Here is a 12,262-nt window from a genome sequence, read left to right as displayed (position 1 = left end):
ATTTCCTGCCCTGCTTAAGGAGAACCATATGAAGACAGCCATCAAAGCAAACCGCTCCCTCGCCCTGGCAGGCGCCGCCGCCACCCTGGCCGTGGCCGCCCTGGGCTTTGCAGGGGCTGCCCAGGCCCGCGACAACGTGTCGTTTTCTGTGGGCATAGGCGTTCCGGGTGTGGCGGTGGGTGTGACCAATGCCTACCCGGTGTACCAGCAACCCGTGTATGTACAGCCTGCTCCGGTTTATGTGCAGCCGGCACCGGTTTATTACCCGCGCCCCGTGTATGTGCAGCCGGCACCGGTGTACTACCCGCAGCCCGTGTACTACGGCCCGCGCCACGGCCACAGGCACCATGGTGGCTACTATGTGCAGGCGCCCGGCTATGGTTACGGCCCCGGCTATCGCCCGGCACCGGTTTATTACCAGCGCTAAGCCCGCCTGAGGCAAGAAAAAGCCCGCATCCCGCGGGCTTTTTTATGGGCGGTGTGAAAGCTCAGGCGGCCGGCCGCCAGAAGACGTAGTCGGCCTCGTAGGGCACGGAGACGCGCATGCCCAGGGTGGCGGAGGTGCAAGGCGGGTTGGCCACCACGCCGGCGACGGTGCGGCGGCCCTGGATGTAGCGGATGTTGGCGAGCGCGCCCGGGGTGTCGGAGGGGCCGACCATGGCCCGCTGCAGGGGCAGGTTCCGGGGGTCGCCGGGCACTTCGACGAGTTCCTGCGCGCTCACCTTGGAGCCGTCGCTGTGCTCCCAGCGCGCGCGGGCGCCGGGGTAGTAGGTCACGGTGCTGCCTGCGCCGTCCGCCAGGCGGATGCCGCGGGACAGCAGCAGCCAGGCGTATTCATAGGGCGCGCGTTTGACGGCCTGGCATTCGTAGAGCAGCTCACCGCGGCCTTGCGCTTCGAGCACCGCGGCGTAGCCCGCGGGCACACGCAAGGTTTCCGGCATGGCCTGCTGGGCGAGGTAGGGATTGGCCTGGCGCAGGCCGCAGGCGCCCAGCGCAGCCACGGCAGCCAGCAGCAGCGTGCTTCGCAGCAGGCCGGGGAAGGGACGAAAGGCGTTGGTGGGAGTTTTCACGGCGGGCTCCAGTGGCGGCGGACGGTGGTGTCACCCCCAGTAAATCCCTGGTGCGGCGGGCCATCTGTAGGCGGCCAGGGGGAGCGTGTGCGGGGAAACATCGGCAACAACAGAAAAGCCCGCAGGCCGGAGCCTGCGGGCTTGGGCTCCATGGCGGCTTGGCCACCATGGAGAGGCGCGCCTTCACAGGCGTGCCCGGAGGGGCTGCCTTAAGCAGCTTTCCAGAAAATGTAATCGGCCTGGTAGGAGTTGGTGAGCTTGTCGCCGATATCGGCCTGGGTGCAGGCCTTGCTGAGGTCCTGGCCGCCCTTGGTCTTGATGCGCTGGATGTAGGTGATGTTCTGCAGCACGCCGGGCGCGGCGCCGGGTGCGCCGGTGGACAGCTGCTGCGGCAGGTTGGTGGCGCCCACGCGCGGGGCCAGCGCAACCTGGGTGCCGACGACGCTGGAGCCGTCAATATGCGTCCAGGTGGCGGGCGGGCCGGAATAGCGGGCGACGGTCTTGCCCGTGCGGTCCAGCAGCTCGGCTTCGGGCCGTACCAGCACCCAGCCTATGGTGCCGGCGGTGGTGGCATTGGCCTTGCACTCGTAGTGCAGCAGGCCGCTGGCGGTGGTTTCCAGCGCGACGACGTTGCCGGGCGGGACCGTGATGGTGGCGTCAAGCTGGTCCTGGGTGTATTCCTTGGGCAGGGGCGCAACGCCGGAGCATGCGACCATGAGCGCGGCGGTGCCGGTGACCATGGCCACGGTGACGGCTGCGCTTTTGCTGTAGGCCCACAGGATGTTGTGCGTGCTTTTCATGAATATCCTCCGCTTGTTGTGTCGTTGTCGCTTGCCAGTAAAACGCGGGGTGTGTGCAAGTGCTGTAGGACGCCGCGCAGGCTTGTTGCCAGCGCGTTCCCGCAGGGCCTGAAGGCGCGGCGGAAGCGGCCCGGGCGGGCGCAAAAAGGCCCACAGGGCCAGCCTGTGGGACTGAAAAAACCAGCCCCGCCTGACGTTCAGGGCCGGCTGCTTGCGCTCATCGGGGATGTCCGCCTTACATTGCCTTGTAGAAGATGTAGTCGGCCTGGTACTGCACCACCTGTCTGGCGCCCGCATTGCCGGCGGCGCAGGGCATGGCGGGGGCGACGCCGCCGCGGGTGTCCACGCGCTGGATGTAGCTGACACCGCTCATGGCGCCGCTGCCCATGGCCGGGTTGGCCTTGACGAGCTGGGTGGGAATGTTGCCGGCGCCGTTGGGGGCCACGGCGAGCTGGGTGGCGGTGATTCTGGAGCCGTCCAGGCTTTCCCAGGTGGCGGGCGGGCCGTAGTACTTGCCGACCTGTTTGCCGCCGCGGTCGTTCAGCCTGGCGTCGGGGCCGACAAACACCCATTCAAACTGGCCGGCCATGTCTTTTTTGGGGCTGCACTGGTAGGTGATCTCGCCCACGCCCACGGTTTCCATGGCGACCGTGTGGCCGGCCGGCACCTGGACGGCGGCGGGCAACTGGGCCTGCGAATACATGGGCTTCATGGGCGGCATGCCGCCGCAGGCGGCGAGCACGGAAACGGCAAGCAGGGAAGCGAAAGCGGTGAAGGGGCGCGGCATCATGGTGTAACTCCTCGGTGGTGGTGGACCGGCCAAGGGGGCCGGCATGGCAAGACGCACCGGCCTGTGTTGTGAAGCCATGGCGCGGCGCGTCCTGCTGCTGGTACGCGGCGGGACGGGCGCTGGATTCAAGCGGCTGAGCTACTGCCCGAAACGCGGGCCCTTGAGTAGGAAATCTTTTTCTTCCGGGGTGTCAGCACGTCCCAGGACCGCATTGCGGTAAGGAAAGCGCCCGAAGAGGGCAATGATGTCGCGGTGCTGGTGGGCGTAGTCCAGGTTGCCCTGCAGGCGCTGCTTGAGCGCCTGGGGCGCGTCGGCGACCAGCCGGGTGAAACGCGCCACACATTCGTCCTGCAGCGCCGGGCTTTCGGCGTGCATCAGCGGCATGTAGAGAAAGAGCCGCGCCGCCCAGGGCAGTTGCAGGTCTTCACCGGCGGCGACGGTCTGCCGCACCAGCTGCTGGGCGCGGGCATCGCCGGCAAAGGCGCGGGCAGTGCCGCGAAAGATGTTGCGCGTGAACTGGTCGAGCAGGATGACCAGCGCCAGGCGGTGCAGGGGAGGCTGCTCCCAGTCCCGCAGGCCGCCGGCCAGTGCCTCATCGACGGCTGCACCGAAGCGCGCGCGTATCTCTGTATCGAGTTCGGCGCCACCGCTGAACCAGCGTTTGCCGAGGTCCTGCGTGGGCCAGTCCTGGGTAATGCCGTCGCCCAGCCAGAAATCAAGCACCTGGCCGGGTGTGGCGATGGAGGGCGCGATGGTGGTGGAAGTGGGGGCGGCTTTGGTCATGGCGACCGCGAGCTTAGCCTACCAGCGGTCGGAGCGCAGCTGCAGGTCCCAAACACCCTTGCGCACGGCATAGACACCGACCACGCCGTAGCGCTGCTCGCCCACGGCGTCCCATTTCATGGAGCCGGTGATGGGCGCGTAGCCGTCAAAGCTGCGCAGGGTCTGGGTGATTTTTTCGGGCTTGACGGAGTTGGCGCGCTTCATCGCGCCGGCCAGGATGTACATCGCGTCATAGGTGTAGTGGCCGCCATAGGCCGGCTCCCGCTTGAAGATTTCCTGGTACTTGGTCAGGAAGGCCTTGCCATTGACGAATTCTTTGGCGTCCAGAATGGGCGAGGTGGCGTACAGGCCCTTGACCGTGTCGCTGCCCTTGAGCATGTCGGTGGTCTTGATGGTGTCGCCGCCCAGGATGCTGATCTGCTGGTTGTAGTCGATCTTTTTGAGGGCTTCGATCAGCGCCAGGATCTGGAAGTCGCCCTGTGTCGACACGACCACCTCGACACCGCCATCCTTGATCTTGCCGGCCAGCTCGTCAAATTTGGTGGTCTTGTCGTCCGACGAATAGCTGACGACGACTTGCTTGTTGGCCTTCTTCAGCTCGGCAGACGCGCCGGCGGCCAGGCCCTTGCCGTAGGTGGTGCCATCGTCGACCACGGCGAACTTGCTGGCATTGAGCTGGTTGGCGGCGAAGGAGCCTATGGCGCGGGCCTGCAGGTTGTCGTTGGCGACCAGGCGGAAGGTGGTGTCCAGGCCGAGTTCGGTGAACTTGGGGTTGGTCGAGATGGCCAGCTGGGCGATGTGCTTTTCGGCATAGACCGGTGCGGCCGGGATGCTGACGCCGGAGTTGAGGTTGCCGATCACGGCGACCACGCCGGCATCGACCAGCTGCTTGGCGACGTCAACGCCGGCCTTGGGGTCGGAGCGGTCGTCCATGGCGACGATTTCGATCTTGACCGTCTTGCCCTTGATCTGGAAGCCTTCCTTGTTGAGCTCGTCCACGGCCATCTTCACGCCGTTGTGCAGGTCCTGGCCCAGGGCGGCGAGGTTGCCCGACAGGGGCTGGGCGACGCCGATCTTGATGGTGTCGGGCGGGTTGTCGCAGCCGGACAGCAGGGCGGAGCCTGCGGCAACAGCAACGGTCAGGGCGGCCATGGTAAGGCGGCGGGTGGCGGTGTGGGTCATCGTAAAACCTCGAGTTGAATGGTGTAACTGAATGTATGTTTCACCGTCACCGAGCGGTAGTGGGTTTGACCTACTTTTGAATGAATGTCTGAGTAGATAAGTTTTACTAATGGTTCGAATTGCTTCGTTTCACCTGCAAAACGCACCGAAATGGTTTGTTTGCGGGCCGGATTGGCGCGCGCTCGCGCAGGGCGTGCCGGCGGCCGCCCGTCCGGCCTTTGGCCGGGGTTTCAGGGCAGTAGTTGTTTGCGCAGGAAGGCGCTGATCTTGCCGTCCAGGGCCGGCAGCTGGCCGCGGTCGAAGCCGGGCGGGTCCAGCAGCAGGTCTTTGGCCAGGCTGGACATGGCCTCGGCGGGCGGTGGTGGCGAGAGCAGCGCGCCATGGCCGCCGTCAGGCAAGTCGGCCAGAAGCTCGCAGCGCTTGCAGGCCGCGAGCACCGCGTCGCTGTGAAAACGCGGCACCAGCCAGTGGTCTTGCCGGGCCGTGACGAGGGCAAGCGGCACCGCCGGCGAGGCCAGCGAGGCCATGTCGAAATCGGCGGCCAGCGGCACGCCGGCCACCACGGCCTGGATGCGCGCATCGTGGTGGCTTTGCCAGGTAGCGTCGCTGAATCGCTGGCGTATGACGGCCAGCACCACGGTTTTTTTCAGTCCGTCCAGCAGGCCGCCCGTGAGCCGGGTGCTCAGCCCGGCGCAGGTCTGGAAGTCCTCGGCGATGTGGGCCTCGCAATGCCGGGTGAGCAGCGCCGGCGACCAGCGCCCGCCGGCCAGGGTCAGCGCGGTATGGCCGCCGGCCGACATGCCGTACAGGCCGACCTTGTCGAGCGACAGCAGTGATGCGAAGCGCGGCTCGCGCGCGACCGCATCGATGGTGCGCGACACTTCGGCGGGCCGCTGCTTCCAGCTGTCGGGGCCGGGGGAAGAAGGGTCCCTGGCGTTGTCGCCGCGGTGCAGGGGAAAGGCGACGACAAAGCCGTCCTCGACCAGGCGGCGTGCCAGGTCGGTATAGGTCCAGGGGGAGCCGCCCGAGCCGTGCGAGATGACGACCAGGCGGGTATTGCCGCGCACGGGCTGGCCGTCTTTGTCGACTTTGAGGGAATAGGCGCCGACCTGCATGGGGCGGTCTTCGCCGGCGGAAGGATAGAAGACGCTGACGGGGCTGTCGTCCTGCTGGCCCGGCAGCTCGGTAAAGCCCATGCCGGCCTGCGCGGCCGCGGCGGCGAGCAGCAGCAGGCTGCTCAGCAGATATCGGTTCATGGGCTCTTCCTCTTTCCCTTTTTTGTCCTCCCTTGATTAGAGCAGGCCCAGCTGCCCCCACAGCAGCTTGCCCAGGTAGCGGTCGGGCATCAGCGTGAACACGCCTGCGACAAGGCATGCGCCTATGTAGAGGGCCTGCATGGCGCCGCGGTGGCCCGCGATGTTGCCGCGGCTCAGATGCCAGAACGCGCCCGTCATGCTGAACAGCGCGAAGGGCACCAGCAAGTGGATGGGGGTGTAGCCGGCGATATTGGGATAGTCGTAGTCACGGATGAAAACCGCCGTCGCGGCGGTGACCAGCATCATGGTGACGAAGGCATAACCAAAAGCCCGGTGCAGCTTGGGCCGCTGAACGCGTCCCTTGCGCGCCCACAGCGCGACCGGCCCGATGACGATGGCCGCGCTGGCGGCAAACAGGTGAATGGCGATCAGCGGTGTCAGTTGCATGGCGGTGGCGACTGGCGATGGGGGTAACAAATTGTGCACATATCGCCCACCCCTGTCCAGGCTCACTGCGTGTAGCCTGTTCTCCCCTCAAGGGGACCGGCGCCTGCGGTCTGGCAAAGCCAGTCCCGCGGCCCCTGCTGGTACGGACCCCCGGGCGCTGCGGCCTTTCGCTGCGCAAGGGACGGGCCAACAGCTACGGCCATAATCACTCCACCTAATTTCTGGAGCCAGCATTGGATATCGCACTGTTGATCAAGGCCGCCATCATGGGCATCGTCGAGGGCCTGACTGAATTCCTTCCCATCTCCTCGACAGGCCACCTCATTCTTGCGGGCGCGCTGCTCGGTTTTGACGACGACAAGGCCAAGGTCTTCGACATCGCGATCCAGACCGGCGCCATCTTTGCGGTGATCCTGGTCTACTGGCAGAAGATTCGCGCGACCGTGGTGGCGCTGCCGACCGAGAAACAGGCGCAACAGTTTGTGCTCAACGTGCTGGTGGCTTTTGTGCCGGCCGTGGTACTGGGCCTGCTGTTCGGCAAGGCCATCAAGGCCCATCTGTTCACGCCGGTCGTGGTGGCCAGCACCTTCATCATCGGCGGCTTCATCATCCTCTGGGCCGAAAAGCGCCAGCAGAACAACCCGGCCGCCGCGCGCGTCCAGGAAGTGGAGGCCATGACCGTGATGGACGCGGTCAAGGTCGGCCTGGTGCAGTGCCTGGCGATGATCCCGGGCACCAGCCGCAGCGGCGCGACCATCATAGGCGGCATGCTGCTGGGGCTGTCGCGCAAGGCGGCCACCGACTTTTCTTTCTTCCTGGCCATGCCCACGCTGATAGGCGCGGGTGTCTACAGCCTCTACAAGGAGCGCGCGCTGCTGTCCATGGCCGACCTGCCGCTGTTCGGGGTGGGCCTGGTGTTCTCCTTCCTGAGCGCCTGGCTGTGCGTGCGCTGGCTGCTGCGCTATATCTCGAGCAACAGCTTTGTGCCTTTCGCCTGGTACCGCATCGCCTTCGGCATCGTGGTGCTGGCCACGGCCTGGAGCGGCCTGGTGGTCTGGGCCGAATAATGCGGGCCGCGCGCATGGGCTGGGCCTTTCGGTTTTTTTCGCTGCTCGCGGGGCTGCTGCTGCTGGCGGGCCAGCTCTCGCATGCGGCCGGACCGGTGAGCATCCCCTCGCTGGACGGCAAGCTGGAGATCCCGGGCTACTGGTTTGACGTGGGCGACGGCGAGCCCAGGCCCGTCATCATCGGCTTGCACGGCTGCGGCGGCGGGCTGGACAGCAAGGGCAATTTTGCCGAGCGCTTTTTCCGCTACGCGGGTTATTTCAACGCCGAGCGCATCCATTTCCTGCCGCTGGACAGCTTCACGCCGCGCGGCCACAAGTCGATCTGCGAGACACCGAACAAGCTTCGCACCATCCATGAAGCCGAACGCCGGGAAGACGTGTTCGCCGCCATCGCCTGGCTGGTGAAGCAGCCCTCGGTGGATGCCTCGCGCATCGTGGTCATGGGTTGGTCGCACGGCGCCCAGACCGTGCTGAGCACGGTGGACGCCACCGACAAATACGTGCAGGCGCAGAAAGTGCGGCCGCGCGCCGCCGTGGCTTTTTATCCCGGCTGCCTGGTGAACAACAAGATGTGGAACTATGAAGTCCACACGCCGCTGCTGATCATGATCGGCGAGCTCGACGACTGGACGCTGGCCGGCGAATGCGTGACGCTGCAGGAGCGCCTGCGAAAGAACAAGGCCAACGCGCCCGTGGACCTGGTGGTCTACCCGGGCAGCTACCACGGCTTTGACGGCACCGGCCCTGTGAAGCAGATGGAAGGCCTGGGCAACACCAAGACCGGCAAGGCCATGGTGGGCGGCAACCCCGCGGCGCGCGAGGCCTCGCATATACGCATGTTCGAGTTTCTTTCGGCGCAGCTGGGCCAGCCTTTGCTGCTGTCGCACGCCCAGCGTTTCAAGGGCCACCACTATGTGCTTCCGCCGGCCTCGGGTTTCGCGGCAGCCGATGATTTGGCCGCCGTGCCGCTCAGCGATGCCGGCAAGGCGCGTTATGCCCACTTTCGCGGCCTGCCCCCGCCCAAGGCCTTTGCGGTGACGGAAAAAGGCGGCTGGTATTTCAACGCCGGCGAACCCGAGGCCATGGCCACGACCTTCCAGCAATGCGCGAGGGCGAAATCCAGGTGCTGGCTCTATGCCGTGGACGACCAGGTCGTGTGGCAGCCGGATGTCGCGGCGCGGGCGGGCGAAGCGGGCCTCAAGCGCGTGGGTGCGCCAGCCCGCTGAGCGCTGCAATTTCTGCGATTGGCGTGACGTCCGACAAAAACCGTCATATCCCGGTGTTAGGCTGGTTTTTTTAACTCCACCCTGAGGCGCACCATGAGTATTCTCGGAAAAATTTTCGGCAAGATATTCCCCTCGCTGCAAACGCCCGACACCGCGCCGCCGGTCGCCGCCGCTCCCGCTGGCGCGGCGCCCGCAGCACCCGCCCCGGCGCCCGCAACGCCGCCCATGCAGCAGGTTGACGTCGAAGCCCTGCTCAACGGCATGGCCAGCAAGAACCCGGAAAAACTCAACTGGAAGACCTCCATCGTCGACCTGATGAAGCTGTTGCACCTGGACAGCAGCCTCGGCGAACGCAAGGAGCTCGCGAAGGAGCTGGGCTACACGGGCGACATGAATGACAGCGCGGCCATGAACATCTGGCTGCACAAGCAGGTCATGAACAAGCTGGCCGCCAACGGCGGCAAGGTGCCTGCTGAGCTCAAGGACTAGAAGTCTGGGCGAAGAGCCGCCATAGCCGCAGACGCTTTGCCTTCAATCTGCGTAAATCTGCGTAATCTGCGGATGAATTCTTTTATCCACAGATGACGCGATAAAAAATCATGGTGCAAAGCCCTGCGGCCAGCGTATGGAGATAGAGATCGCGGTCATGTTCAATGCTGAGTACAAATGTCTCGTCTTCAATCGGCGGATGAATTCATTTATCCGCAGATTACGCAGATTTCCACAGATAAATACATTCAGATGACGCACCGGTCGTGGCCGTGTGGGCCGTGATCGCTTTGCTGGGGTTTTGTGAGCAGCTATTTGCTTGATCAAAGCGTCTTGAGTTTCTCCACCAGCGCGGCATAAGCCGCCATCGCTTCTTCGCGGGCCATGCCCTTGCGCCCGGCCCAGGCGTCGAATTTGGCGCGGCCGGTCACGTCCATCATGCCGGGGCGCTCGCCCGTCGCGTCGCCCACCGTGGCCTGCTTGTAGAGCGCGTAGAGCGCCAGCAGCTCTTCGTTGCCGGGCGGCTTGGCCAGCGTCTTGACGGCAATGCCGGCGGCCTCGAAAGCGCGTTCGGCCTCGCTGGAGCCGGAAGGCGCCGGCGGCGCGCCGAAGTGGGCGTCTTCCAGTGCCACGTCGTCGGGGAACCAGCGCGCGTCCAGCAGCCGGCCCGAACGCACGGCAAAGGCCAGCACGCCTTGCGACATCAGGCCTGAAGCCGTGAGCGTGGCGGGCAGCACCGCGATGCCGGCATTGAACACCGGCTGGCCGAAGGCGGTGAACTTCACGCCGGTAGCCCAGGGCAGCATGGCCTGCAGGCCCTTGTTGCCGCGGTAGATGCCGCTGGCGCGGTTGCTGCCGGGCTGGAACCAGCCCATGTCGGAAGCGCCCCGGGCAAAGACGCCGCTGAAGTCGCCGGCCTCCAGCGCCGCGCGCAGCGATTGCGCGAAAGCCTGCAGGGCGTCGGCGCCCATCTTGGGGTCGTCCACCGCCATGCCCAGCGAGGCGGCGCTGCTGGCGCCGAAAAACTCCAGCACGTTGCGCGCCACCTGCTCGCGGTCGTTGTCGACGCAGATCATGTGGTAGCTGTTCTCCAGCACCACCATGCGCGCCTTGGCGCCGCCTATCTGTTCGACCAGGTAGTTGGCCGAGGCCAGGCTGGTGAGCTCGTCTTCGCGCGCATGGATCACCAGGGTTTCGCTGGCCATGTTTTTGAGGTCGGCCATGACCCAGCGGCGCAGGCGGTCCACCTGCCGTATGCAGGCCAGCGGCACCCAGCGGTAGTGGAAGTTTTCGCCGCGCGCGAACTTGGCCTTGACGATGGCGCGCAGCTGCTCGTTCTTGATGCCGAAAGGGTCTTCCTCTTCCACCCGCATGCGCGCAGAAACGCCGGGCACGTAATACATCAGGTGGCGCGCCGGTGTGTACCAGGCGGTGGCCCAGCCGTCGATGTAAATCGGCGGCGCCAGCGCGATCAGTTTGCCGCGCGTGTGTTTCTGGCGCTTGGCCAGCTCGGTGGCCAGCAGCGCGCCCATGCACATGCCCATGATGTGGAAGTTGTCGTGCTGCGCGGCCACCTCGTGGTACTTGGCCGTCACGGCCTCCATCCATTGCTCGGCCGTGACCTGGACCAGGTCCTCGGGCGTGGTGCCGTGGCCGGGCAGGGTCAGCGAGTGCGTGACGAAGCCGGCGTTTTTCAGCCGCTTGTGCATGGAGCCCAGGTCGTATTGCGTGCCGCCCAGGCCGTGGATCAGGAAGACGGCGGGCGTGCTTTTGTCCACGGCCGCTTCGGCCGTGGGTGTGATGGGCGTGTCCGCTGCCACGTCAGGCCTCGACTTCCAGCAGCACGGCCACCTGTTCGACCTGGCCGTCGGCACCGCGCACGCCCGACAGGCGCGCGCTCACGGCGGCCACGCGGCCGTCGCTCCAGCGCAGGGTGTTTTTCCACAGCACGTGCTCGCGCTGGCCCTGCGTGAGGTCGCGCCAGTCGGCCTGCAGCGCGGGCTGCTCCTGCGGGTCGGCGTGGGTGATGAAGTCCTGCACCGTCAGCAGGCCTGCGGCATCGGTGCGCAGCAGGTCGCTGGCGCCTTCGCCCCATTCGGCCGCGCCGGTCCTGGCGTCGAAATTGGCGACCACCGTGCGGTTCGATTCCAGCACCTGGCGGTAGCGGGTGCGCCAGTCCTGCGCCAGCGCGAGCGCCTGCGCGGCGGTGGCACCCAGCGCGTTGACCACGCCCACCAGCAGCGCCATCACGGCCACATAACCCTGGACCTCGATCACCGCCTCGCCCGGAAAGCCCTCGACCTCGGCGAAAGGCCCGCCGCCGCTGTTGGTCCAGGCGATCAGCGCCAGCGCGCCCAGCAGCGTGGCCAGCGTGGCGCCGCGTTCCTTCCACAGGATGGCGGTGACCACCATAAAGGGCAGCGGCAGGTAGGCCAGCGTGGGGCCCAGCGAGGCGCCGAAACGGTCGGACACATCGCTCGAAAAAATCAGCGCCGCCACCACAAAGAACAGCACAAAGGTGCCGGCGCCCGCAAGAAACTGGCTGCTGGCCATGCCGCCCGAACGCTTGACCTTGAAGCCCGCGAAGGAAGTGATGAGCGGCGCGACCAGCAGGATGCCGACAAAGGTCGTGCAGGCCCAGACACGCCACTCGGTCAGCAGGGGGATGGGCTGGGGCAGGGCCCAGCTCCAGAGCACGATGGCGATGCTGGCGCCCAGCGCGGAAGTCAGCAGCGCGCCGACCAGCAAGCCGGCATAGGCCTTGCCCGGCTCGATGCGGCCGTCGGGACGGGGCGCGCGCAGCAGGCGCGCCACCCAGGCGCCCAGGCCGGCCGCCAGCGCCTCGTTGGCGCCGAAGGCGAGCGCTGGCAACAGCGCCAGGCCGTCCAGCAGCGACAGCAGGATGGCCGCCAGCGCGGCGCCTGCCAGCACGGCAAAACGTTTGGCCGGCTTGACCACCAGCAGCGCGCCAAAAGTCACCCCGGTGGCCAGCCAGACGGAAGCGCTCAGCGTCATCGCATCGCCCATGCTCTGGGACACGATGGCCGCGACGGCCCAGGCAAGAAAGGTCACGGCGAGGGTGACGATAAGGGGCAGGGCCATGGGGGTTCTCCTCGGAGAGTCGCGTGTTATTACTCGGCGCAGGCGCCGGA

General features: G+C 66.2%; 13 protein-coding genes. 4 read left to right on the top strand and 9 right to left on the bottom strand.

Translation table 11 applies throughout. The features are described 5' to 3' along the window. Positions 1 to 28: 28 nt before the first annotated feature. A complete protein-coding gene (locus ACEN9P_RS02550) occupies positions 29 to 427 on the top strand; it encodes a hypothetical protein (RefSeq protein ID WP_477663865.1) in 399 nt (132 codons plus the stop codon). Positions 428 to 488: 61 nt separating this feature from the next. Here the strand turns inward: ACEN9P_RS02550 and ACEN9P_RS02545 are convergent, their stop codons facing one another. From ACEN9P_RS02545 to ACEN9P_RS02515, 7 genes are all read right to left on the bottom strand, one after another. Then, positions 489 to 1,070 carry a DUF3455 domain-containing protein gene (locus ACEN9P_RS02545; protein ID WP_495620985.1) on the bottom strand — a complete coding sequence of 194 codons (582 nt, stop codon included), beginning with the start codon at positions 1,068 to 1,070 and terminating at the stop codon, positions 489 to 491. A gap of 209 nt (positions 1,071 to 1,279) precedes the next feature. Further along, complete coding sequence (locus ACEN9P_RS02540; protein WP_477663863.1) at positions 1,280 to 1,870, bottom strand: DUF3455 domain-containing protein; 591 nt, start codon at positions 1,868 to 1,870, stop codon at positions 1,280 to 1,282. Positions 1,871 to 2,105: 235 nt separating this feature from the next. Continuing rightward, positions 2,106 to 2,657, bottom strand: coding sequence for a DUF3455 domain-containing protein (locus tag ACEN9P_RS02535; RefSeq protein ID WP_477663875.1), 552 nt, complete (start codon positions 2,655 to 2,657; stop codon positions 2,106 to 2,108). Positions 2,658 to 2,798: 141 nt separating this feature from the next. Further along, the gene (locus ACEN9P_RS02530; RefSeq protein WP_495620984.1) at positions 2,799 to 3,443 is read right to left on the bottom strand and encodes a DUF924 family protein; all 645 of its coding nucleotides are present in this window, start codon (positions 3,441 to 3,443) and stop codon (positions 2,799 to 2,801) included. Between the two features lie 18 nt (positions 3,444 to 3,461). Further along, entirely contained in the window at positions 3,462 to 4,625 is a 1,164-nt protein-coding gene (locus ACEN9P_RS02525) for a branched-chain amino acid ABC transporter substrate-binding protein (RefSeq protein ID WP_495620983.1), read from the bottom strand. Between the two features lie 230 nt (positions 4,626 to 4,855). Further along, positions 4,856 to 5,881 (bottom strand): alpha/beta hydrolase family protein, encoded by a 1,026-nt coding sequence (locus ACEN9P_RS02520; protein WP_495620982.1) that lies wholly within the window; start codon positions 5,879 to 5,881, stop codon positions 4,856 to 4,858. A gap of 36 nt (positions 5,882 to 5,917) precedes the next feature. Continuing rightward, positions 5,918 to 6,328 carry a DUF2306 domain-containing protein gene (locus tag ACEN9P_RS02515; protein ID WP_477663859.1) on the bottom strand — a complete coding sequence of 137 codons (411 nt, stop codon included), beginning with the start codon at positions 6,326 to 6,328 and terminating at the stop codon, positions 5,918 to 5,920. A gap of 233 nt (positions 6,329 to 6,561) precedes the next feature. Between ACEN9P_RS02515 and ACEN9P_RS02510 the strand changes: the two genes are divergently transcribed. From ACEN9P_RS02510 to ACEN9P_RS02500, 3 genes are all read left to right on the top strand, one after another. After that, positions 6,562 to 7,395: an undecaprenyl-diphosphate phosphatase gene (locus ACEN9P_RS02510; RefSeq protein WP_477663858.1), complete on the top strand. Its 834-nt coding sequence runs from the start codon at positions 6,562 to 6,564 to the stop codon at positions 7,393 to 7,395. Between the two features lie 14 nt (positions 7,396 to 7,409). Next, positions 7,410 to 8,621, top strand: coding sequence for a dienelactone hydrolase family protein (locus ACEN9P_RS02505; protein WP_495620981.1), 1,212 nt, complete (start codon positions 7,410 to 7,412; stop codon positions 8,619 to 8,621). Between the two features lie 93 nt (positions 8,622 to 8,714). Next, positions 8,715 to 9,110, top strand: a complete 396-nt coding sequence (locus ACEN9P_RS02500) for a DUF3597 domain-containing protein (RefSeq protein WP_495620980.1) — start codon at positions 8,715 to 8,717, stop codon at positions 9,108 to 9,110. Positions 9,111 to 9,433: 323 nt separating this feature from the next. On the opposite strand, the gene ACEN9P_RS02495 is transcribed toward ACEN9P_RS02500, so the two are convergent. Both ACEN9P_RS02495 and ACEN9P_RS02490 read right to left on the bottom strand, forming a co-directional pair. Then, a complete protein-coding gene (locus ACEN9P_RS02495) occupies positions 9,434 to 10,930 on the bottom strand; it encodes an acyl-CoA-binding protein (protein ID WP_495620979.1) in 1,497 nt (498 codons plus the stop codon). 1 nt (position 10,931) lies between these two features. Continuing rightward, the gene (locus ACEN9P_RS02490; RefSeq protein WP_495620978.1) at positions 10,932 to 12,212 is read right to left on the bottom strand and encodes an MASE1 domain-containing protein; all 1,281 of its coding nucleotides are present in this window, start codon (positions 12,210 to 12,212) and stop codon (positions 10,932 to 10,934) included. Between the last annotated feature and the right edge of the window lie 50 nt (positions 12,213 to 12,262).

It is taken from the genome of Polaromonas sp. Polasp52, assembly GCF_059491565.1.
The sequence above is the reverse complement of the archived record's forward strand: the minus strand, read 5'-3'. Positions and strand labels throughout refer to the sequence as shown.

What these genes read in the sequence shown, in the direction of transcription:
- ACEN9P_RS02550 (WP_477663865.1), top strand. Translation starts at nt 29, where the DNA reads ATGAAGACAGCCATCAAAGCAAACCGCTCCCTCGCCCTGGCAGGCGCC.
- ACEN9P_RS02540 (WP_477663863.1), bottom strand. Translation starts at nt 1,870, where the DNA reads ATGAAAAGCACGCACAACATCCTGTGGGCCTACAGCAAAAGCGCAGCC.
- ACEN9P_RS02535 (WP_477663875.1), bottom strand. Translation starts at nt 2,657, where the DNA reads ATGCCGCGCCCCTTCACCGCTTTCGCTTCCCTGCTTGCCGTTTCCGTG.
- ACEN9P_RS02530 (WP_495620984.1), bottom strand. Translation starts at nt 3,443, where the DNA reads ATGACCAAAGCCGCCCCCACTTCCACCACCATCGCGCCCTCCATCGCC.
- ACEN9P_RS02525 (WP_495620983.1), bottom strand. Translation starts at nt 4,625, where the DNA reads ATGACCCACACCGCCACCCGCCGCCTTACCATGGCCGCCCTGACCGTT.
- ACEN9P_RS02520 (WP_495620982.1), bottom strand. Translation starts at nt 5,881, where the DNA reads ATGAACCGATATCTGCTGAGCAGCCTGCTGCTGCTCGCCGCCGCGGCC.
- ACEN9P_RS02515 (WP_477663859.1), bottom strand. Translation starts at nt 6,328, where the DNA reads ATGCAACTGACACCGCTGATCGCCATTCACCTGTTTGCCGCCAGCGCG.
- ACEN9P_RS02505 (WP_495620981.1), top strand. Translation starts at nt 7,410, where the DNA reads ATGGGCTGGGCCTTTCGGTTTTTTTCGCTGCTCGCGGGGCTGCTGCTG.
- ACEN9P_RS02500 (WP_495620980.1), top strand. Translation starts at nt 8,715, where the DNA reads ATGAGTATTCTCGGAAAAATTTTCGGCAAGATATTCCCCTCGCTGCAA.
- ACEN9P_RS02490 (WP_495620978.1), bottom strand. Translation starts at nt 12,212, where the DNA reads ATGGCCCTGCCCCTTATCGTCACCCTCGCCGTGACCTTTCTTGCCTGG.